This window comes from Pantoea sp. UBA5035 (assembly GCF_002415245.1).
GTDB lineage: Bacteria > Pseudomonadota > Gammaproteobacteria > Enterobacterales > Enterobacteriaceae > Pantoea > Pantoea septica.
The window spans coordinates 54,273-74,371 of record NZ_DICD01000012.1 but is presented as its reverse complement, the minus strand read 5'-3'; the positions used below and the strand labels follow the sequence as shown (position 1 = coordinate 74,371).

Genomic DNA, 20,099 nt, shown 5'->3' with positions numbered 1-20,099 from the left:
GCCTGAAATGCCGCGAAACTGGTCATAGTGAGCTGAATCGCGCTAGCATTTAAGCCAAACCCTGTCTCAACGAGGAAGCTATGGCGATTAAACTGGTTGCAATTGATATGGACGGCACGCTGCTTAACCCGCAGCACGAGATTACCGCTGGCGTTAAATCGGCTATCGATCGCGCGCATAAAAAAGGCGTTGCCGTGGTGCTGGCGACCGGTCGTCCATACGTAGGGATCCAGCGCTACCTGATGGAGCTCGGCCTGGTCGACGACGGTCAGTACTGCATCAGCTACAACGGCGCGCTGGTGCAGCAGGCGAAAGATGGCGAGTGCGTGGCGGAAATCACGCTGGGTTTTGACGACTATCTCTATATTGAACAACTGTCGCGCGAGCTGGGCGTGCATTTCCAGGCGTTCGACAAATCCTCGCTCTATACGCCGAACAAAGATCTCAGCGAATACACCATTCATGAGGCGAGCCTGACCGGCATTCCGGTGCGCTATCGCGCTGTGGAAGAGATGGACCGCGCCACGCGTTTTCCCAAGCTGATGATGATCGACAAACCCGATCTGCTGGATAGTGCTATTCAGCGTCTGCCCGCCAGAGCGCAGCAGAACTACACCATTCTCAAGAGCGCGCCTTATTACCTGGAGATCCTCGATCGCCGCGTCAATAAAGGCCAGGGCGTTAAAATGCTGGCGGAGAAGCTGGGCCTGGCGCGTGACGAAGTGATGGCGATTGGCGATCAGGAGAACGACCTGGCGATGATCGAGTACGCCGGCACGGGCGTCGCGATGGGTAACGCGATCGACTCTGTTAAGCAGATCGCGCAGTTTGTCACCAAAACCAACATGGAAGATGGCGTCGCGCACGCTATCGAAGAGCTGGTGCTTTAATCCTTCACGGACGGCATTCCGCCGTCCTGCGTCGCACTTTTCACTTTCAAGGCGGGTCAGCTGGCTCGCATTGTCTGTTTTGTGATCTCCATTGTAGTACAACTTTCTTTTTGGGTACTACAATCAGCCTCACTCTTATCAGCTGAAATCAATTCGCTAGTAAAGGTCGGTCGCGCAGCGTCGCAGCGCTGATGATCGAACGCAGCTGTAAAGGCGATTCCCTGTCGCCACAGGCTGCGGCATGACAATTTAACAGTTTAAAATCAAATTGTTAATTGCTGCTACGCTATCCGAACTGAGGACCTTGCGATGAACAACTCTCTTCACCTCAGCACCATTAAGAAAATGAACCTGCGCATCATGCCTTTTATCATGGTGCTTTATCTCATTGCCTATATCGACCGCGCCAATATCTCGGTCGCCGCGCTGCAAATGAACGCCGATCTGGCGATGACCGCCGAAATGTACGGCATCGCCGCCGGTATTTTCTATGTCACCTACATCATCTTCGAAGTGCCGAGCAACGTGTTGTTGACGCGCGTCGGCGCGCGGCGCTGGATCGCGCGCATCATGGTGAGCTGGGGCATTATCGCCGCGGGCATGAGCCTGGTGCAGACGCCGACGCAGCTCTACGTGATGCGCTTTTTGCTCGGCGCAGCGGAGGCGGGCTTTACGCCCGGCATCATCTTTTATCTGAGCTGCTGGTATCCGCGCAGCGACCGCGCGCGCGCCATGTCGCTGTTTTATATCGGCGCGGCGCTGGCGTCGGTGATTGGTCTGCCGCTCTCCGGCAGCCTGCTAAATCTGCACGGCATGCTGGGCGTCGAAGGCTGGCGCTGGCTCTTCCTGCTGGAAGGCATCCCGGCGTTCGTGCTGGGCGTCGTCACCTGGTTCTATCTCGACGATGCGCCCGCCAACGCGCGCTGGCTCACGGCGGAACAGCGCAGCTACCTGCAACAGACGCTGGCGCGCGACGAACAGCACTCGGCGATACGCGATCATAACTGGCGCGTGGCGCTAACAAGCCGGCGCGTCTGGACGCTCAGCCTGCTGTGGCTGCTGCAGGCTTTCGGCACCATCGGCATTACGCTTTTTCTGCCGATGATCGTTAAAGCGGTCGCGGCGGAGCGCAGCAACCTGACGGTTAGTCTGCTGTCGGCGGTGCCTTTTCTCTTCGCCTGCATTTTTATGTACCTTAACGGCCGCCACTCCGATCGCACCGGCGAGCGGGCGCGCCATCTCGGCTTGCCGCTGATGGCGGCGGGCCTGCTGCTGCTGGCGGCGCTGGCGGCGCCGCAACAGTGGATGGCGTATCTGCTGCTGGTGCTGATGGTCGGCCTGAACTGGGCCATCACGCCGGTATTCTGGGCGGTGACCACCGAAACGGTCTCTGGCGTGGCGGGCGCCGCGTCGGTAGCGCTGATCAATGCGGTGGCGAATATCGCCGGGCTGGCTTTTCCGCCGGTCATGGGGCGCATCAAAGATGCCACCAACAGCTATAACGACGGCCTGCTGATTGTGGCAGGCGCGCTCATCCTCGGCGGCGTGCTTGGGCTGTTGGTTGGGCGTAAACGGGCGATCGAGGGCGTTGCCGCACCGCAGCCGAAATCAGAGCTGCATCTTTAACGCTTTTGGCGTAGCGTGTGGGGCAACATTTTTAGTCAGGTTGCCCTATGCGCGAAAAACAGATCACCTTTAGCCCGCGACATCACCAGCTGACCAACAGCAACGTCTGGACCGCCGACAGTCTGTGGCTGGCCTTTGACGTGCGTCCATCGGGCGCCTCTTTTACCAGCGACACCATTGAGCGCGTCAATGTGCAGACCGGCGAGGTCGAGGTGCTCTATCGCGCGACCGACGGCGCGCACGTGGGGGTCGTCACCGTCAGTCCGGATCTGCCGCCGCGCTATCTCTGCATTCACGGCCCGGAACAGCCTGACGAGAGCTGGCACTACGATTTTCATCACCGGCGCGGCGTCATCGTGCAAAACGGCCGCGCGGAAAACCTCGACGCCTGCGACATCACGCCGCCCTTTACGCCCGGCGCGCTGCGCGGCGGCTCGCATGTGCATCTCTACAGCCCGGACGGCACGCGCGTCAGCTTCACCTATAACGATCATGTGATGCACGAGAGAGACCCGAAAGAGGATCTGCGTAACGTCGGCATCGCGCTGCCGCTGCGCGCAGTCGCGCCGATCAAACAGCATCCGCGCGAATACAGCGGCAGCCACTTCTGCGTACTGGTCAGCCGTACCACTGCGGCGCCACGCCCGGACAGCGACGAGATTAACCGCGCCTATGAAGAGGGCTGGATCGGCGCGCGCGGCTACCAGAGGCCAGACGGCAGCTGGCAGCGCTGGGCTGTCGCCTTTATCGGCGATACGATCTCCGCCGCTGGCGAAAAACAGCCGGAAGTTTTTATTGTCGATCTGCCGGAGGCGCTGGAGGCGTACGCCATGCCGGGCGACGAACCGCTGGAGGGAACGGAGAGCAGTCTGCCTGCGCCGCCTGCCGGCGTGCGACAGCGCCGGCTGACCTTTACGACGCGCGGGCTTGCCCAGCAGCCGCGCCACTGGCTGCGCAGCGCGCCAGACGGCAGCGCCATCGCCTTTTTAATGGCGGACGAGCAGGATGTGGTGCAGCTCTGGACGGTGTCGCCCAACGGCGGCGCACCGCGTCAGGTGACGCGGCTGGCGCATTCGGTGCAGTCGGCGTTTAGCTGGCACCCGCAGGGCGCGGCCGTCGCCTTTATCAGTGACAATCAGGTGATGCGCTGCGATATCGAAAACGGCGTCTGTCAGCCGCTCACCGAACGCAGCGAACAGCCGCCGAGCGGCGACGCGGTCGTCTGGTCGCCGGACGGGCGGCTGATCGCCTTTATGCGTGAGGTCGACGGCTGGCGACAGCTCTTTACTGTGTCGGCGTAGCCGCAGGAAAAGGCGCGGCCTGCGCCAGATTCTCCTGCGTGTGGTTCAGCTTTTCGCTCTGAAGAATACGCTCACGCGGGGAGTCGATCGATTTGTCGTCGTCGCTGCGCGCGTAGTCCCACGGCAGCAGCAGCGTATCCAGCACGGCGGAAAAGGGCAGATCGATCAGCGCCAGCGGCTTAAGCGCCCAGCTGCTGTTATCGTCGACCAGGATATCGGCGCTGGCGCGCGTGCCCGGATAGTAGCCCTGATTCGGGCCGGTATGCGACATAACGCTGGAACATCCTGCAAGCGTAAAGGTGCAGCAGGCCAGTGCGCCTGCCAGAGGAAATGCCTTCAATAATTTCATCTTCATCATCCCTTCAACTGTGGCGACCGCCCCGGCTGAGTTAGCTTGTCCGCTTACGTCCTCACTCTACGGCGAGGTGCGCTATGTCAGACGAAAGGTCCCCTGAGTGTATGCCACTTCAGCTGATTGGCGAAAAAAATTGCGTTTCGCCTCTTGAAACCGGTCTGGGCATACCCATTTTTAAGCTACGGACGCGCTCGCTGTCGCCGACAGGGACATCGGGGCGCCGCACAACCTGTCCATGGTGGAAGGTTGCCAAAACTTGCTGAATATCAGGAGTCATTCCATGCGTAATTTTGATCTTGCTCCACTTTATCGCTCTGCTATCGGTTTCGATCGCCTGTTTAACCTGCTGGAGTCCAACCAGAACCAGAGCAACGGCGGCTATCCTCCGTACAACGTCGAACTGGTCAGCGAAAACCACTATCGCATCACCATCGCGGTGGCGGGCTTTGCCCAGAACGAGCTGGATATTACCGCTCACGATAACGTCCTGATCGTGCGTGGCGCGCATCCTGAAGAGCAGACCGAACGCAAATATCTCTACCAGGGGATTGCCGAACGCAACTTCGAGCGCAAATTCCAGCTGGCCGACCACATTGTGGTACGCGACGCCCGACTGGAAAATGGCCTGTTGAGCATCGATCTGGAACGCATCGTCCCTGAAGAGGCGAAACCGCGCCGGATTGAAATTCTGAACTAATCAGAATCAACGAGAAAAAAACGCCGCCTTCGCGGCGTTTTTTATGTCTGAGCCGTACGCCGCACCTTTAAGGATGCGTGCGCATCGCCAGGCGCTGGCTCACCAGGCCGCCGAAGACATTCACCAGCAGGCCGAAGATTATCACCGCCGCGCCCAGCATCTGCTGCGCCGAGAGGCGCTCCCCAAGCACTACCGCGGCGCTGAGAATGCCGATCACCGGCACCAGCAGCGACAGCGGCGCGATGCGCCAGGTTTCATAGCGGCTAAGCAGGTTGCCCCAGATGGCGTAGCCGACGATGGTGGCGATAAAGGCGAGATAGATCAGCGCCAGCACCGTTTGCAGCGAGATGTGCGTCAGGCTGAAAACAATCGCCTCTTCTCCTTCGAACAGCCAGGAGCAGGCGAAGAAGGGCAGCACTGGCACCAGCGCGCTCCAGACCACCAGCGACATCACCGGCACCTTGCGATTGCGCAGGATGATCTTATTGGTGATATTGCCCAGTCCCCATGACAGCGCCGCCGCCAGCGTCAGCATCATGGTCGTCAGCGTAATGCCTGCGGCCGACTGGCCCTCCATGCCCGCCGTCGCCAGCATAAACATCCCCAGCGTCGCGATCAGCACGCCGGCGATATGGTTCCAGCGCAGCTTTTCCGCCAGCAGCAGCGCGCCCAGCAGCAGCGTGAAAAACGCCTGCGCCTGCAGCACCAGCGAGGCGAGCCCGGCGGGCATGCCGAGCTTGATGGCGAGAAACAGAAAGGCGAACTGGCCAAAGCTGATGGTCATGCCGTAGACCACCAGCCAGCGCAGCGGAATAGCCGGGCGAGAGACAAAAAAGATTGCCGGAAACGCCACCAGGGAAAAGCGCAGGCCCGCCAGCAAGAAGGGCGGCATGCCCTGCAAGCCGAGTTTGATCACCACGAAATTAACGCCCCACGCCACCACGACGCAGAGCGCCAGCAACATATCTTTAGCTGACATAACCTTTCCTCTGCCGTCAGGCGCTTACCGCCACGGGCGTGGCGATATCGGCATAACAGGCTTCGCCTACGATACGGCGATAGTCTTCTGCATTAAGGGCGATCGATTTTTCCAGCGCGCCGGCGTTGAACCACAGCGTGCCGACGTCGCGCAGGCGCGCATCGACGCGCAGCGCCAGCCGGTCATCAAAACTAAAGGGCGGCACCGCGCCCATCACGCACTCGGTCAGCGACTGCGCCATCTCGGGCGCGGCGAAGCTCGACTTTTTGCCGCCGATGGCGCGCGCGGCGCTTTTAAAATTGATTTTGCAGTCGCCCGGCACGATCGCCAGCAGAAAGCGTGATTCGGCGCCGTCCGGCATCGCCACCTCCAGCACCATCGCCTTCGCCGCCTGGTTAAGCGCATTGCCGCGCAGCGCGCTGATGGCGTCGGTCTGGCCGATGGCCTCGTGCTCTACCACGCGATAGTCCGCGTCGTGCCGATCCAGCAGTTCGGTAATCTTTGCAAATGTCGTCATCTCTTCTCCTCGTCTTACAAGGCTGCGCGCAGGGCGTCAGCTCCACGCAATCGCGTGTTTCATTTTTTTGTCGGTCAGGCCAAAAAAGAAGCCCATCGTGATGCGGGTATCGCCTTCGACCCGATCGATCTCGTGGTAAAAGGCGGGATTAAACAGGTAGATATCGCCGCTGCGCGGCGCGAACTCGCAGGTTTCGCTCTGCATCACCACGCCGCTCTGGTAGCCAAGCTCGCCTGGCGTTTTGAAACGCTCATCCTCCGGCGACCATTTTTTGTTGAAAATGCGTAGCCCGCCGCCCGCGTTGCACTCCTGCAGGCAGACCACGCAGCTCAGCTGATGCAAAATCTGCGTCACCGCCAGGCCGGTTCCGGCCGCGTCGCGGACGATATTGTCGTTGTGCAGCGGATTGGCGACGCCGTCGGCATGAAAACGCACGATCGAACCGGCGTAGTCGCCCAGCCCTGGCTCATGGGCGGTTTGCAGGCTCTCCAGCTTTAGCGCGTGGCGCACCCACTCATAGATCTGCAGCCGCAGCGCCGCGAGCGACGGCGGCAGCGCTGACGCGATGTCGCGCCATTCGGTAAAGTAGTTTTCCGGCGCGGCGGTATGTTTCGCCAGGTAGGGCCCGAGCGTGGTGAGCGCGCCGTTGGGATAGTGCGACACGCGGATCTGCTCGCGGCAGCGCTGCAAATCGGTCACCACCTCCTGGCGATCTTCATCGGTGAGGAAGTTGCGCAGCACCAGCAGCGGCACGCGCGCCGTGACGATATCGTCCAGCCAGGTGCGCTCTACATACATGTTGGGATTGATCACGCGTATCTGATTAAAAATGGCCATGATGTTTACTCCCCCAAAGGAATTTCGCGTAGTTCATGGTTAGCCATGCGTCGCCAGCTGGCGGCGTCGCCCAGGGTTGGAACAGGTTCAGACGAAATGTACGTACAGCGCGCCTGCTGCAAAACGTGCAGCGTGAAGTAGTGCGGATAAGGCGTATCCTGCGGATGCCACTGCCAGGCCCATGCCCGGTCGCGCGTGACGAAAATCGCGTTGCCCGCGCTGCCGCCCGGCTCGACCTGCGCCAGCTTGTCGCGCAGGTAGTCGCGCGTGAAGTCGGCGGGCGTGATGCGATCCACCAGATATTCCAGGTACTCCGCCGAGTCGAAGCGGGAGGCCGCCATGCCGAGACGGGCGTAGACCTTTGGCATAAAACCGTTATGCATCATGTACCAGCGCGTGCCTGCACTGTCGCGCAGCAGCGGATGGGCGAACTCCAGCCCCTGGTTTTTACTCAGCGTGGCGTGGCGCACATGCACCGCCAGAAAGCGTCCTTTGATGCGTTCGACATCGATATCAGGCAGCGCGTCGGCAAAGGGACCGCTGCCGCGCAGCGTGCGGATCTCGCCCGCCTCCAGCCACAAACATCCCCAGCCGTTCGGATGTTCTTTGATCGGCCCGTCATGGCAGGCGGTTTCTCCGCAGCTCATGGCGCGCGCCGCCTCCAGCACCTGCGCCGCGTCGAATTCGCCCTGCGCCAGAATCATTCTGCACACAATAAATTTCCTTCTGAGAGGCGAGATGCCGTGCGCACCACGCTGTTAAAAACGGCCAGAATGTCGTCGCGACCGCCAGCTGACAGGCGCAGCGTGCCGAGTATGCCCGCATGGCGCGTCAGATCGGCATAGAGCGACGAGCGCCGCGACACCTGTAAGCCGGCAAAGGTCAGCGGCGGCAGCAGCGCCCCCTGACGATGTTCGGCAATCCAGCTTTCCGCCTGGCGCAGCTGGGCTGGCTGGCGCAGACGCAGCTGGCCGACGGCGCGCGACGGCGCGGCGAAGCGCAGCGCGGGCATCTCACCGCCTGCTTCAAGCCGAAACGCGACCGCTACCCAGTCGATGCCGGTCGTCTCTTCGACCAGGCTGGGCACGCCCATGCCGGAAAGGCGGAAGCCCATTTCAAGAAAGTGCGGCACGCCATCCACCACGATAAAATCGATATGAAAGGCGCCGAGCCGGTAGCCGAAAGTTTCACAGCAGAACTTCATCAGGCTGGCGAACGCGGGCGGCAGCGTCTCGGCAGCGACGGCGACGTGGCCGGATTCGTAAAAACTGACGCCGCCCTGGGCGTCGCGATGTTGTTCGATCACTTTCTGGCAGCAGGTCAGAGCGTGCGGATGCCCGTCGTGCACCACGCCTTGCAGCGAATATTCATCGCCGTCCAGCCAGCTTTCGACGATAAACCCGCTAAAGCTGCGCCCGCCGTAGTTCATGGTCTCTTCCAGCATCTGCACCACGCCCGCCAGCCGTTCGGGCGCGTCCACCAGCCAGATCCCCAGGCCGCCGCCGCTGTCCACCGGCTTGATCACGCAGGGATAGATCAGCGCCTGATGGGCGTCGAGAATGCTGAGCGGCGAGGCGAAAAAACGGAACTCCGGCTGTGGAAAGCGCGGCCAGGCTTTTTTCAGCGCCATTCGCTGGGCATATTTATCCAGCGGGATAAAGGTGCGCGGCGCATCGGGTCCAGCCAGGATTTCCCGCACCCGGCCGGCGCTGGCGTTGTAGGCTTCAAACCCGGCCAGCACCACGCGCGGGTGCTCCAGCAGCCCGGCGTGCAGACAGGCCTGCAGCACTTCCCAGGGGTTTTCCGGCCGATCAAGGCGAACGATCAGGTCAAACGGCAGCGTCAGGCTGAGCGACTGGTAGTCGACGAAATCGCTCATCTCCGCCAGTACGGTAAAGTAGCCGTCGCGCTTCGCCACCTCGCAGTAGGGGTTCTGGCCGTCGCGCGTTGCGCCTATTTGCAGAAAAATTTTTCTCATCGCTTCGCCTTACCGGGATCAGCGCCCGGAGATCACTTCGGTCACGGTATCCTGCAGGACGCCATGGTTTACCTGAATCACCGCCTTATGCGGATCGAAGCGCAGCACGCGCGACAGCGGATCGGCGCTTTTGCCTTCCAGCAGCGAACTCACCTGGCGGCTTTGCCAGCAGTGACGTAACTGATTGATATCCAGGCCAGAAAGTTGACCGAGCTGCTGCGCCAGCGCCGCCTCGTCGCGCTCGCCGGCGAGCAGCTGGCGAATCGCCGCTTCGTCCAGCCCGATCCGCTGCTGCGTCAGCCAGCTGTGCAGCTGGCTGCCCTGCGCGATAAAGGGCGAATAGATCATGCAAATCAGCTGGGTTTCGTCGAGGCCGAACGTCTCCTCGGCGAAGCGCGCCGCGCGCTGGCGCTGCTGTTCGATAGCGGCTTCGTCCTGATAGCGCGCCGCCATCTCGGCGATCAGCTGAGGCGGGAAATCTTTCTGCGCCATCAGCCCCAGCGCAAAGCGGACATATTCGCGAATGCCTTCGGCGTAGCTGCGCTGCAGCAGGGTTTCCGCGCGCAGGCCGCGAATGTGCGCCATTAGCGTCGGGTTGCCGCAGTCCGATTCGGAGAAGCTGAACATCAGCGGGTCGAAGCGGAAACGCATAAAGTCGTTGAGCAGCGCCCAGTGCGCGCCGGCTTCGTAGGCGGTGTCCTGATAAATATTGAAGAACAGCGGATCGCGCGTCAGTTGATGCATGATGCGGCGCGCGGGCGTGACCGCCGCCTCGCCGTGGATAGCCGCCGAGTAGCGATGGGCCACGCCGTCGAGCGTCTGCAAAAAGCCGCGAAAGCCCCGATCTTTCTCCGCCGTCGGCGCATCGAACAGGCGCGAAAGATGCCGCGCCCAGGCGACATAGGCGGTCTGCTCCTGCGGCGAATCGCCGGTGATAATCATGTCCACGCCGCCGTTATAGTGCGCCGCCAGGCCGAACGAGTTGACCATGCTGAGATTGCAGGCGTTGCAGAAGGTCGAGCGCGCGTCGGCGCGAAAGCGGTGGCCGTTCATCAGCACATCGCTGCGGTTTTGCTGGCGCACCGACTCGGGCAGGGGAAGATGACGTTCGAAAGGACGGATCTGCTGGCCGTCGACGATCAGGCTCTCTACGAAGGCGTCATGGTGAATAGCCAGCGCGCGGTAAACGCGGTCGATATTCTCCATCACGCTGTCGCTCATGGCGGCGTGGCGGTTGGTGCTGATGCGCAGCAGAAAGGTGTCGCCGCGCTGCCGCCAGATTAACCCCTGAATGTAACGCACATAGGCCACCATATAGCTGCTGTCTTTGCCGCCGCCGTAGGCGAGCAGGACGCGGTTGCGCGACAGCTGCTCGCTATCCGGCAGCGCGGCAAGCAGACGATGAGAGCACCGTTTAGCGGAATCGATGATTGCCGGCGTCAGATAGCTTTCGATTTCTCTCATCATGGCGGACAGATTATTCATTTTTCGCGTTTTCCTTTGGCTGATAAATTCGTTTAAATGCATGGAACCTACTGATTCCATGAAAAACAGGCCATTAAGCGGTGTAGCAATGAATGCCGGAACGCAGGCAGACGGCAGGGCGCTGGACGCAGAAAGCGGAGCGGCCGCGCGTCATAAATAATTAAGAGATGCAGCCTAAAGTACTTTGAATGTACTCTCTTGAATACGCACAGATCAGTACGATATGGGGTGGAACAGATGCCCGGTGAAACGGACGAGCAGGAGAGTCAGAGCAGTCGTTACCGCCAGATAGCCGAACAGATTAAGCAGGCTATCCGCAGCGGATCGCTGCTGCCCGACAGCCGGTTGCCCTCGGTGCGCACGCTGGCGACCCAGTACAGCGTCAGCCTGACGACCGCGCTGAAAACGCTGCGCACGCTGGAAGATGAGCGCTTTGCGGTGGCGAAGCCGAAATCAGGCTTTTTCGTCGCGCCGCGTCTGGCGCATAAAGAGGCGACGCCGACCCCGCTGGCGCAGCCGCGGCTGGTCGCGCCGCTGGATGAACAGACGGAGATGCATCTGGCGATCCTCGGCTCAGAGTGTCGCGTTCGTCTCGACCTGGCGAATGGCGACAGCTCGCTCTATCCGGTGAAAAAGATCGGGCTGCTGATGCGTCAAATGGGATACAGCAAACCGGCGCTGTTGGGCAACACCGTTAAAGGCACCGGCTATCTGCCGCTGAAGCATGAAATCGCGCGTCGGGCGGTGGAGTATGGCTGCAATATCAGCGCCGACGATATTCTCATCACCAACGGCTGCATTGAGGCGGTGTCGCTGTCGCTGCGCGCCACGCTCAGGCCGGGCGACGTGGTGGCGGTGGAGTCGCCCTGCTACTTCGTGCTGCTGCAGATGCTGCATAATCTCAACCTGCGCGTGATTGAAGTCGACGCCGGGCCGGAAGGCTATGTCGACGTTGAAAAGCTCACCGCGCTGTTCCGCCGCAGGGCGGTACAGGCCTTTCTCACCATCAGCAACGTCAACAATCCCCTCGGCAAATCGATTCCCAACGAGCAGAAGGCCTATATCGCCCGCCAGGCCGATGAGAATGACGTGGTGATCGTCGAAGACGATATTTTCGGCGATACCGCGTTCGGCGAGCGGCGGCCTTTTCCAATGCGCGCCTTTAGCCCCAACGCCATTCTGTGCAGCGGCTTTTCCAAAACCGTTGCGCCCGGTATCCGCATCGGCTGGGTGCACAGCGTCAACTACATGCGCAAGATCGCGTCGCTGAAATACACCTCGACCATGGGCACCTCGACGCTGTCGCAGGCGGCGATCGCCGAGCTGCTGCGCAGCGGCGGCTATGACGCCCATCTGCGTAAGCTGCGGCGCGAGCTGGCCGGACAGATTCAGCAGATGCGTCAGTCGCTGCTGCGCGAGTTTCCGGCGGGCACGCGCGTCTCGGATCCGGAAGGCGGTTATGTGTTGTGGGTCGAGATGCCGCACCAGGCGCTCAACGTGCGCGCGCTGTTTCTCAAAGCGCGCAACGCCGGCATCGGCATCGCGCCGGGCCATATTTTCGCCACCGACGATCGCTACGACCACTGTTTTCGGTTGAATGCCGGCTTTGGCTGGAATGAAGAGGTCGAGCAGGCGATCCGCCAGCTGGCGCAGTGGTGTCGGGAGTCGCTGCTGGAGGCGAAAGAGGAGTGAGCGCCGGTCAAACCGGCGCGCCTCTAAAACCGCGTGTTAAAGCTGCTCCGCGAACGCCTTCTCAACCTCTTCCGCCAGAATCTGCACCGCGCGCTCAATATTCTCGGCGTCCGGCACATAGTTCATGCGCATGCACTGGTGCGTGTGCGGCCACGCCTGCTCCAGGCCGGGGAAGAAAAAGTGGCCCGGCACCATCAGAACGCCGCGCGCCTTCAGCCGCTGGTAAAGCGCCTCGGTGCTAATCGGCAGATCGCGGAACCATAGCCAGAGGAAAATCGCGCCTTCCGGCTTATGTATCAGGCAGCGCTCCTCCGACAGATAGCGGCGCAGAATAGCGATGGTTTCGGTCACTTTGGCCTGATAGAAAGGTTTAATCACCGTTTCCGACAGCCGCAACAGATCGCCGCGCTGGATCATCTCGGCGGCGATGGCGGGGCCAATGCTGCCAGGCGCCAGGCTAATAATGCCGTTCATATTGCTGATGGCGCCGATAATCTTTTCGTCGGCGACGATAATGCCGCAGCGCGCGCCGGGCAGGCCGAGCTTCGACAGGCTCATGCAGAGAATAATATTGGGATTCCACAGTGGACGCGCGTCGCTGAAAATAATGCCGGGGAAAGGCACGCCGTAGGCGTTGTCGATCAGCAACGGCACGTCGTGCTGCTGCGCCAGCGCGTCGAGCTGCATGAGTTCGTCGTCGGTCACCACGTTGCCGGTCGGGTTGGTAGGGCGCGACACGCAGATCAGGCCGATATCGTCATGCATCGGCAGATGTTCGAAATCGACGTGATACTTAAACTGGCCTTCCGGCAGCAGCTCGATATTGGGCTTAGCGGAAACGAACAGCCCTTCGTCCAGTCCGGCATCGGCATAGCCCAGGTATTCCGGCGCCAGCGGAAAGAGCACGCGCTTTTTACTGCCGTCGGCGCGGCGACCGGCGAACAGATTAAACAGATAGAAAAAGGCGCTCTGGCTGCCGTTGGTCAGGGCGATATTGTTTGCGGTCACCGGCCAGCCCAGCTCGCTGCTGAGCAGCGTCGCCAGCGCGTTCAGCAGCGTAGCCTTGCCGCGCGGACCGTCATAGTTGCAGAGCGCTTCGCTCAGCTTGCCCTCGTCATGCATCTGCTGCAGCAGCTGCTGAAAATAGTCGTTCATCGCCGGGATCTGCGCCGGATTGCCGCCGCCGAGCATAATGGTGCCGGGCGTGCGCAGTCCTGCGCCCATATCTTCCATCAGACGTGAAATGCCGGTGTGCTGGGTAAATTTGTCGCCGAACTGAGAAAAAGACATATATAGACGTTAAAAACATGTGACGAATGGGGAATCAACGATAACGCCCGCCAGCGGCGGGCGCAATGGGAAGGGCGGATTACTTGAGAATGTCTGGATTAACGCAGTTCTTTTCCACCTTGCCGGTCAGCGCGGCGATCAGGTTCTCCACCGCGTCCTGCGCCATGCCGTAGCGCGTCTCGTGCGTGGCGGAGCCGATATGCGGCAGCGCCACTACGTTAGGCAGCGAGAAGAGCGGCGATGCGGTCAGCGGCTCCTGCTCGAACACATCCAGGCCCGCCGCGTGGATGGTACCCTCTTTCAGCGCGGCGATCAGCGCCTCTTCGTCCACCACCGGACCGCGTCCGGCGTTGATCAGGATGGCGCTCGGCTTCATCAGCTTCAGCTGCGCCGCGCTGATCATATGGTGGGTCTGCTCGGTCAGCGGCAGGCTGATGCAGACAAAGTCGCTCTCTTTCAGCAGAGTTTCGAGATCGCAGCGCTGCGCGCTAAAGCGCGACTGCGCCTCTTCATGTTCGCGGCGCGCGTTGTAAAGCACCTTCATGCCGAAGCCGAGATGCGCGCGCTGCGCCAGCGCCATGCCGATGCGGCCCATGCCAAGAATGCCGAGCGTCTTATGGTGCACGTCGATGCCGAATTTGTCCGGTCCGATGCTTTTGTTCCACTGGCCCGCTTTCACCCACGCGTCCAGCTCGGTCACGCGGCGCGCGCTGCTCAGCACCAGCGCCATCATGGTGTCGGCCACCGTTTCGGTCAGCACCGTCGGCGTATGCATCAGCAGCACATGGCGCTGGTTGAGCGCCTCGACGTCGAAGTTGTCGTAACCGACCGATACGGTCGAACAGGCGCGCAGCTTCGGCATTTTCGCCAGCAGTTCGCCGTCGACCTTGCCGCCGGAGCCGATCAGCCCTTCGGCCTGCGCCAGCGCGTCAGCGTGCTGCTGCTGGCTTTCCGGCGACAGATCTTTGATTTCGGTTACGCTGAAATGGGCATCGAGCCGGGCGCGCAGATCGTCCGGCAGGCTTTTATACAGAATCACGGATGGTTTCATCGTTCGCTCCCTGTAAAACGTGTGACGGGCGACACGCAGGTCGCCCGGAGAAGAGGGTCAGCGCTTACGCTTTCAGGCGTGTTTCGCGCCGTGCAGCGGCGGCGTTTTGTTTTCGGCGGGCTTGACGATCAACGTCAGCCACACCGAGACCAGCAGCGCTGCGCCCATAAAGATATAGGAGGCCGCCGGACTGCCCGTCGCTCCATTAAGATAGCCGACAATCCAGGAACCGACGAACGAACCCAGCGCGCCCATGCTGTTGATCAGCGCCATCGCGCCGCCCGCCACGTTGCGCGGCAGCATCTCTGGAATAATGGCGAAGAAGGGACCATAAGGCGCATACATGGCGCCACCCGCAATCACCAGCAGCGCGTAAGAGAGCCAGAAGTTGTCGGAACCGACCAGATAAGAGCCGAGGAACGCGAATGCGCCGATCAGCAGCAGCGGCCAGACGAAGAGCTTGCGGTTCTGCATTTTATCCGACGCCCATGAGACGACGATCATCGCAATGGTCGCCGCCAGATAAGGCACCGCCGACAGCCAGCCCGCTTCCACCATGCCCATCTGCGTGCCGTTGCGCAGAATCGACGGCAGCCACAGCACGAAGCCGTAGACGCCGATGCTCCAGGCGAAATATTGCATGCAGAGCAGAATAACGTTGCGGTTGCGGAACGCTTCGCTGTAGTTGCGCACCGCCTTGATATTCTCCTGCTCTTTTTTCAGCTGGGCGGCCAGTGCGGCTTTCTCTTCTTTGCTCATCCAGCGCGACTGCTCGGGCTTATCCTGCACCATAAACCACCAGGCGACGGCCCAGATCACCGCTGGAATCCCTTCGAAGATAAACATTTCGCGCCAGCCGAACGCGTCGATCAGATAGCCGGAGACGACCGACATCCAGAGCACCGTCACCGGGTTGCCGAGGATCAGAAAGGTATTGGCGCGCGAGCGCTCCGACTTGGTGAACCAGTTGCTGATGTAGATCAGCATCGCGGGCATCACCGCCGCTTCCACTACCCCGAGCGCGAAGCGGATCGCCGCCAGCATCGGGATGTTGCTGACCACGCCGGTTAGCGACGCGCAGACGCCCCACAGCACCAGGCACCAGAAAATCAGTTTTTTTACGCTGCGGCGTTCGGCATAGACCGCGCCGGGGATCTGGAAAAAGAAGTAGCCGAGAAAGAAGAGCGCGCCCAGCAGCGAGGACATGCCCTTGGTGATGCCCAGGTCGTCGTTGATGCCGGCGGCAGAGGCGAAGCTAAAGTTTGCGCGATCCAGATAGGCCAGACTGTAGGTGATAAACACGATGGGCATGATATACCACCAGCGTTTCGGCGCGATTGTCTGCGTTTTCATGCGGTTCTCCTCTGATATTGCGGTTCGGATGCAGGCTAGAAATCGCCTAACTCGCTGCGTGTTGGCAGCCCTTCGCTGTCGCCGATCACCTGAATCGCCAGCGAACCGATTCTGTTGCCGCGCTTAATCGCCTGCGGCAGCGTTTTACCTTCCAGCAGCGCGCTGATCACGCCGACGGCGAAACCATCGCCCGCGCCGACAGTGTCCACCACGTTCTCGACGCGGATCGCCTCGACCTGGCCCTGCTCGCCCTGGGCGGTTTTATACCAGGCGCCGTCGCAGCCGGTTTTAATCACCACCGCTTTCACCCCTTTATCAAGGTAGAAATCGGCGATCGCTTCCGGCTGGCGGTAGCCGGTCAGGATATAGCCCTCTTTTTCGCCCGGCAGCACCCAGTCGGCGTACTCCGCCAGGTGGTTGAGCTGCTGGCGCATCTCCTCTTCGCTGCGCCACAGCACCGGCCGCAAATTAGGATCGAAAGAGATGGTTTTGCCGCGCGCGCGCATCTCTTTCGCGCTGTGCTTCAGCAGCGCCAGCGAGCTGGCGGAGAGCGCGGCCGCGACGCCGCTCAGATGCAGATGGCGTGCGGCGCCGAAGTAATCGCTGTTGAAATCCTCGACGGAGAGATGGCTGGCGGCGGAGCCTTTACGGAAATATTCCACCAGCGGATCGGAGCCGTCGTCGACTTTGGATTTCAGCTGAAAACCGGTGGGGTAGCGCGCATCTTTCGTCACCTGGCGGCGATCGACGCCTTCGCTCTCCAGCACCTGGCAGATAAAGCGGCCGAAGCTGTCGTCGCCAACGCGGCTTACCCAGCCGACCTTCAGACCGAGACGCGCCAGGCCGATGGCGACGTTAAGCTCCGCGCCCGCCGCGCGCTTGATAAAAGTTTCAGCGGCGGCAAGATCGCCGGTTTCACGCGCCACGAACATCGCCATCGCTTCGCCGATGGTGACGACGTCCAGCGCGCCGTTATGCAGAGTAGTCATCTTCTCTCCTTACAGAGTGCGCAGCAGCGACACGTAGCGGCGGGTTACCGCCAGCAGATCTTCGCCTTCCAGCGGGAATTCGATGCCGCGCGGCGCATTGTCCGGCAGCTGGCGCAGCAGGTCGCGCCAGTCCGCTTTCGCCTCGTCCAGCGCCACCGCGCGAAAGCTGTCGCCGTGCGGTACGGCCGCCTTGACGTGAATATAACGCACGAAGCGCCCAAGCTGAGTCGCCGCCGCCTGCGCGTTCTCCTGCGTCCAGAGCCAGTTGCCCATATCGAATGTCATCGTCACCGGCAGGTTCGCCTGCTCCGCCGCCTGGAAAAAACGCAGCGAAGGCGCGAGCTTGCCGTTATCGGTTTGATCGTTTTCCACCGCCAGCTCCACCGGGTAGCGCTCGGCAAGCGCGCGCAAATCCGCGCCGTGCAGATCGCCGTTAAATCCGCCCAGCGCCAGCTTGAGGCGCTGCGCGTTCAGCTGCTGGGCTTCTTTAAGGTAGTTCTCCAGCTGGGGATTTAACGCGCCGTCGTCACAAAACAGCGTGTCGGGCACCGAGTAGCTGGCGCGCAGCTGATGTTGCTGAATGGCCTGGGCCAGCGCGGGCAGACTGGCGAGCGTCGCATTGTCGAAGAGTTCGCGGCGGATTTCGACGCCGTCAGCGCCGGCCTGCTGGATCAGCGGCAGCAGCGCCTGCTGACCGCCCAGCGCGGCGACCTGTTGCTGTCCGTAGGCGGCGGTCACCACAATAATTTCAGCGTTCATCGTTACCCCTGGAATGCGCGTTAAGCAAAAGTTACAGGGAAAACGTTAATTGGAACCGGTTCCAAAGCAAAGAGGCAGAGGCTGAAACTATGATCGTGCTCACGAAGCGAGCACGAGAGAGGGAAAACAAGAGGGGAGATCAGGCGAGGGGCTGGCTGGAGCCGCGCACCACCAGCTCGCCGGAGAAAACCTGTTCGGCGGCGGGCCCGGCGCTGCCGTCGATACGGGCGATCAGCCGCTCCAGCGCCGCATAGCCGATTTGCCAGGTGGGCTGCCGCAGCGTGGTGATGCCGACGCCGGCCAGCGCGGCCCACTCCAGCTCGTCGAAGCCGAGCAGGCCAATATTTTCACCCCAGCGCAGGTCGACGCGCTGCATCGCGCGCGCAACCTGCAGCGTCATGGCGCCGTTCGCCACCATCACCGCCGCGCGTTTTCCGCGCTGACGCCGCGTATAGTCCAGCAGCAGCGCATCCAGCGCCGCAGGCTGATGCAGCGGCACCTCGGCGTTCTCATGCGCAATCTGAGGCCAGGCGGCGAGCCGCTGACGGAACGCCTGCAGGCGTTCGCGGCGCGTGTTGACGCTGCCCAGCGGCTCGCTCAAAAACAGCAGCGCCTCATAGCCGTTATCAAGCAGATGCTGCGTCGCGATCTCCGTAGCTTCGGCGTTGTTCAGGCCGACGACATCGCAGGCAAAATCGGGAATTTTTCGGTCGATCAGCACCATCGGCAGCAGCGACTGCTGCAGGCGGCTCAGCGCCTCTTCGCGCATGCCGACGGCATTTACCACTACCCCTTCCACCTGATAGCTGCTCAGCAGCTGCAGATAGTGCTGCTCCAGGTCCACTTCATTGTTGGTGTTGCACATCAGCAGCGTAAAGCCGCGCGCGCGGCAGGCGGCCTCAATGCCGCACATCACGTCGACGGAATAGGGGTTGGTGATGTCTGCGATAATCAGTCCGATCAGCCGCGTGCGGCCGCGCTTTAGCCCACGCGCCATCTGGCTGGGGCGATAGTCGAGCTCGGCGATTGCCTGTTCGATGCGGGCTTTTAAATCGGCGGAAAGAAGATGCTGCTCGCCGTTGAGATAGCGAGACACGCTGGTTTTACCGGTTCGCGCGCTGCGAGCAACATCGCTAATGGTGGCGCGAGGCGGTCTGTTCTTCATGTCGGTACCTGCAAAAAGAGAAACAGGCAGAGACTAGCACAGGCGCGGTCCGTCGCAAAAAGCGCGATCAGCGCGGCGCGCTATCCAGCCAGGGCTGGCGCAACAGCTGAAGCGCTTCCAGCGGCGCGCCGTCAAGCATCTGCACCACCAGATCGGCAAGCTGATCGCCGGTTTCGCGATCCGAGGCCTGACGGATGGCGATCGCCGGCGCCTCGACGATCGCTTCGCGCGGCAAGCCTTCCCAGGCATAGAGGCGAATCGCTTTGCTGCCGTGCAGCCGGTTCGCCTGCTGCATCGCCAGCGCCGCGCCCTCCGCCAGCGCGCTGCTGTCGGCAATAATCGCCTGCAGCGACGCATCCTGCGCCAGCCAGGCGGCGGTTTGCTGATAGCCGACGCGACGCGACGGCGGCACGGCGACGATATCGAACGGCGCAACGGCGCCCATCGCGTCGAGGAAACCCTGACGGCGGTCGCGTACAAAGGTGGTGCCTTCGTCGCTGCCCAGCCAGGCGATGCGGGTCAGCCCCAGCTGCAGACAGGCTTCTACCGCCAGGCGCGAGCCGTGGTGGTGATCGACGTCGAGCCAGGCGTAGGGCTGCGGCAGATCGCTACGGCCAAGCGTGATAAAGCGAAAGTTTTTTTGCTGCAGGCTCAGCAGGCGTTCATCCTGCGGCAGGGTATGGGTAACGATAAGCGCATCCAGCACCCGGCTACGCAACAGACGTGTCAGGGTGCGCGGTCCGTCATGGGGCTTATCCACCAGCAGCAGCAGATCGATCTCTCGCTGCGCCAGGCGCTGATCGAGCGTCAGCAACATCTCGCTGAAGCGGCAGTCGCTGATGGGCGAGGTGCTGACAGGGAAAACTAAACCTACCGCATTGGCGCGGCCGGTTTTCAGACGGCGCGCAGCGGCGTTGGGGCGATAGCCGCGACGCTGCGCTTCTGCTTCCACGCGTTTACGGGTCTCCTCCGCCACATCCTCATAGCCGTTTAACGCCCGGCTAACCGTGGTAACGGACAACCCTAATTCACTGGCAATGGCTTTTAGTGACATGCTGGACGACTCGCTGAACACGTTTTTTTCACGCTAACATAAAGTCTGTTTTGGCACTACAGGTTGCATGTCATCCGCCCT

The 20,099-nt window shown here is 61.4% G+C and carries 19 protein-coding genes; 5 read left to right on the top strand and 14 right to left on the bottom strand.

The features are described from left to right. Nucleotides 1–80: 80 nt before the first annotated feature. The 3 genes from yidA (at nucleotide 81) to B3229_RS09450 (ending at nucleotide 3,817) form a co-directional block, all read left to right on the top strand. Nucleotides 81–890 carry a sugar-phosphatase gene (gene yidA / locus B3229_RS09460; protein WP_048785299.1) on the top strand — a complete coding sequence of 270 codons (810 nt, stop codon included), beginning with the start codon at nucleotides 81–83 and terminating at the stop codon, nucleotides 888–890. Between the two features lie 309 nt (nucleotides 891–1,199). Next, a complete protein-coding gene (locus B3229_RS09455) occupies nucleotides 1,200–2,516 on the top strand; it encodes an MFS transporter (RefSeq protein WP_048785297.1) in 1,317 nt (438 codons plus the stop codon). Nucleotides 2,517–2,563: 47 nt separating this feature from the next. After that, entirely contained in the window at nucleotides 2,564–3,817 is a 1,254-nt protein-coding gene (locus B3229_RS09450) for a DUF3748 domain-containing protein (protein ID WP_286870442.1), read from the top strand. Here B3229_RS09450 and B3229_RS09445 read toward each other — a convergent pair. Beyond that, nucleotides 3,801–4,166, bottom strand: coding sequence for a YceK/YidQ family lipoprotein (locus B3229_RS09445; RefSeq protein WP_048785293.1), 366 nt, complete (start codon nucleotides 4,164–4,166; stop codon nucleotides 3,801–3,803). The two genes, B3229_RS09450 and B3229_RS09445, sit on opposite strands and share 17 nt — an antisense overlap. A gap of 286 nt (nucleotides 4,167–4,452) precedes the next feature. On the opposite strand from B3229_RS09445, the gene ibpA reads away from it, so the two are divergent. Next, nucleotides 4,453–4,869 (top strand): small heat shock chaperone IbpA, encoded by a 417-nt coding sequence (ibpA, locus tag B3229_RS09440; RefSeq protein ID WP_033755460.1) that lies wholly within the window; start codon nucleotides 4,453–4,455, stop codon nucleotides 4,867–4,869. A gap of 67 nt (nucleotides 4,870–4,936) precedes the next feature. Here the strand turns inward: ibpA and B3229_RS09435 are convergent, their stop codons facing one another. From B3229_RS09435 to B3229_RS09410, 6 genes are read right to left on the bottom strand one after another with little or no spacing between them, the layout of a single operon-like run. Next, on the bottom strand, nucleotides 4,937–5,848 hold the full coding sequence (locus B3229_RS09435; RefSeq protein WP_286870441.1) for an EamA family transporter: 912 nt from the start codon (nucleotides 5,846–5,848) through the stop codon (nucleotides 4,937–4,939). Nucleotides 5,849–5,864: 16 nt separating this feature from the next. Further along, nucleotides 5,865–6,365, bottom strand: coding sequence for a YbaK/EbsC family protein (locus tag B3229_RS09430; protein ID WP_033755463.1), 501 nt, complete (start codon nucleotides 6,363–6,365; stop codon nucleotides 5,865–5,867). 36 nt (nucleotides 6,366–6,401) lie between these two features. After that, nucleotides 6,402–7,202: a hypothetical protein gene (locus B3229_RS09425; protein ID WP_277268698.1), complete on the bottom strand. Its 801-nt coding sequence runs from the start codon at nucleotides 7,200–7,202 to the stop codon at nucleotides 6,402–6,404. A 5-nt stretch (nucleotides 7,203–7,207) separates the two neighbouring features. Next, on the bottom strand, nucleotides 7,208–7,906 hold the full coding sequence (locus tag B3229_RS09420; RefSeq protein WP_048785282.1) for a class II glutamine amidotransferase: 699 nt from the start codon (nucleotides 7,904–7,906) through the stop codon (nucleotides 7,208–7,210). After that, a complete protein-coding gene (locus B3229_RS09415; RefSeq protein ID WP_286870440.1) occupies nucleotides 7,903–9,180 on the bottom strand; it encodes an ATP-grasp domain-containing protein in 1,278 nt (425 codons plus the stop codon). The genes B3229_RS09420 and B3229_RS09415 overlap by 4 nt, the downstream gene beginning before the upstream one ends. 18 nt (nucleotides 9,181–9,198) lie before the next feature. Continuing rightward, on the bottom strand, nucleotides 9,199–10,665 hold the full coding sequence (locus B3229_RS09410) for a hypothetical protein (RefSeq protein ID WP_286870439.1): 1,467 nt from the start codon (nucleotides 10,663–10,665) through the stop codon (nucleotides 9,199–9,201). Nucleotides 10,666–10,902: 237 nt separating this feature from the next. Between B3229_RS09410 and B3229_RS09405 the strand changes: the two genes are divergently transcribed. Beyond that, complete coding sequence (locus tag B3229_RS09405) at nucleotides 10,903–12,357, top strand: PLP-dependent aminotransferase family protein (RefSeq protein WP_286870438.1); 1,455 nt, start codon at nucleotides 10,903–10,905, stop codon at nucleotides 12,355–12,357. Between the two features lie 36 nt (nucleotides 12,358–12,393). Here B3229_RS09405 and B3229_RS09400 read toward each other — a convergent pair whose 3' ends face one another. The 7 genes from B3229_RS09400 to B3229_RS09370 all read right to left on the bottom strand — a co-directional run bounded on the left by B3229_RS09400 (nucleotide 12,394) and on the right by B3229_RS09370 (nucleotide 20,018). Next, a complete protein-coding gene (locus B3229_RS09400) occupies nucleotides 12,394–13,647 on the bottom strand; it encodes a valine--pyruvate transaminase (protein WP_048785268.1) in 1,254 nt (417 codons plus the stop codon). A gap of 79 nt (nucleotides 13,648–13,726) precedes the next feature. After that, on the bottom strand, nucleotides 13,727–14,698 hold the full coding sequence (gene ghrB / locus B3229_RS09395; protein ID WP_048785265.1) for a glyoxylate/hydroxypyruvate reductase GhrB: 972 nt from the start codon (nucleotides 14,696–14,698) through the stop codon (nucleotides 13,727–13,729). 72 nt (nucleotides 14,699–14,770) lie between these two features. Further along, on the bottom strand, nucleotides 14,771–16,051 hold the full coding sequence (locus B3229_RS09390; RefSeq protein ID WP_048785263.1) for an MFS transporter: 1,281 nt from the start codon (nucleotides 16,049–16,051) through the stop codon (nucleotides 14,771–14,773). A gap of 35 nt (nucleotides 16,052–16,086) precedes the next feature. Next, complete coding sequence (locus B3229_RS09385) at nucleotides 16,087–17,040, bottom strand: sugar kinase (RefSeq protein WP_084884289.1); 954 nt, start codon at nucleotides 17,038–17,040, stop codon at nucleotides 16,087–16,089. Between the two features lie 9 nt (nucleotides 17,041–17,049). Continuing rightward, nucleotides 17,050–17,799: a sugar phosphate isomerase/epimerase family protein gene (locus tag B3229_RS09380; RefSeq protein ID WP_286870437.1), complete on the bottom strand. Its 750-nt coding sequence runs from the start codon at nucleotides 17,797–17,799 to the stop codon at nucleotides 17,050–17,052. Nucleotides 17,800–17,938: 139 nt separating this feature from the next. Next, the gene (locus B3229_RS09375) at nucleotides 17,939–18,964 is read right to left on the bottom strand and encodes a LacI family DNA-binding transcriptional regulator (RefSeq protein ID WP_286870436.1); all 1,026 of its coding nucleotides are present in this window, start codon (nucleotides 18,962–18,964) and stop codon (nucleotides 17,939–17,941) included. A gap of 67 nt (nucleotides 18,965–19,031) precedes the next feature. Continuing rightward, complete coding sequence (locus B3229_RS09370; RefSeq protein WP_286870435.1) at nucleotides 19,032–20,018, bottom strand: LacI family DNA-binding transcriptional regulator; 987 nt, start codon at nucleotides 20,016–20,018, stop codon at nucleotides 19,032–19,034. Nucleotides 20,019–20,099 lie beyond the last annotated feature (81 nt).

Bases quoted from the DNA above. Each gene is read 5' to 3' on its own strand.
- yidA (WP_048785299.1), top strand. From the start codon at position 81: ATGGCGATTAAACTGGTTGCAATTGATATGGACGGCACGCTGCTTAAC.
- B3229_RS09455 (WP_048785297.1), top strand. From the start codon at position 1,200: ATGAACAACTCTCTTCACCTCAGCACCATTAAGAAAATGAACCTGCGC.
- B3229_RS09450 (WP_286870442.1), top strand. From the start codon at position 2,564: ATGCGCGAAAAACAGATCACCTTTAGCCCGCGACATCACCAGCTGACC.
- B3229_RS09445 (WP_048785293.1), bottom strand. From the start codon at position 4,166: ATGAAATTATTGAAGGCATTTCCTCTGGCAGGCGCACTGGCCTGCTGC.
- ibpA (WP_033755460.1), top strand. From the start codon at position 4,453: ATGCGTAATTTTGATCTTGCTCCACTTTATCGCTCTGCTATCGGTTTC.
- B3229_RS09435 (WP_286870441.1), bottom strand. From the start codon at position 5,848: ATGTCAGCTAAAGATATGTTGCTGGCGCTCTGCGTCGTGGTGGCGTGG.
- B3229_RS09430 (WP_033755463.1), bottom strand. From the start codon at position 6,365: ATGACGACATTTGCAAAGATTACCGAACTGCTGGATCGGCACGACGCG.
- B3229_RS09425 (WP_277268698.1), bottom strand. From the start codon at position 7,202: ATGGCCATTTTTAATCAGATACGCGTGATCAATCCCAACATGTATGTA.
- B3229_RS09420 (WP_048785282.1), bottom strand. From the start codon at position 7,906: ATGATTCTGGCGCAGGGCGAATTCGACGCGGCGCAGGTGCTGGAGGCG.
- B3229_RS09415 (WP_286870440.1), bottom strand. From the start codon at position 9,180: ATGAGAAAAATTTTTCTGCAAATAGGCGCAACGCGCGACGGCCAGAAC.
- B3229_RS09410 (WP_286870439.1), bottom strand. From the start codon at position 10,665: ATGAATAATCTGTCCGCCATGATGAGAGAAATCGAAAGCTATCTGACG.
- B3229_RS09405 (WP_286870438.1), top strand. From the start codon at position 10,903: ATGCCCGGTGAAACGGACGAGCAGGAGAGTCAGAGCAGTCGTTACCGC.
- B3229_RS09400 (WP_048785268.1), bottom strand. From the start codon at position 13,647: ATGTCTTTTTCTCAGTTCGGCGACAAATTTACCCAGCACACCGGCATT.
- ghrB (WP_048785265.1), bottom strand. From the start codon at position 14,698: ATGAAACCATCCGTGATTCTGTATAAAAGCCTGCCGGACGATCTGCGC.
- B3229_RS09390 (WP_048785263.1), bottom strand. From the start codon at position 16,051: ATGAAAACGCAGACAATCGCGCCGAAACGCTGGTGGTATATCATGCCC.
- B3229_RS09385 (WP_084884289.1), bottom strand. From the start codon at position 17,040: ATGACTACTCTGCATAACGGCGCGCTGGACGTCGTCACCATCGGCGAA.
- B3229_RS09380 (WP_286870437.1), bottom strand. From the start codon at position 17,799: ATGAACGCTGAAATTATTGTGGTGACCGCCGCCTACGGACAGCAACAG.
- B3229_RS09375 (WP_286870436.1), bottom strand. From the start codon at position 18,964: ATGAAGAACAGACCGCCTCGCGCCACCATTAGCGATGTTGCTCGCAGC.
- B3229_RS09370 (WP_286870435.1), bottom strand. From the start codon at position 20,018: ATGTCACTAAAAGCCATTGCCAGTGAATTAGGGTTGTCCGTTACCACG.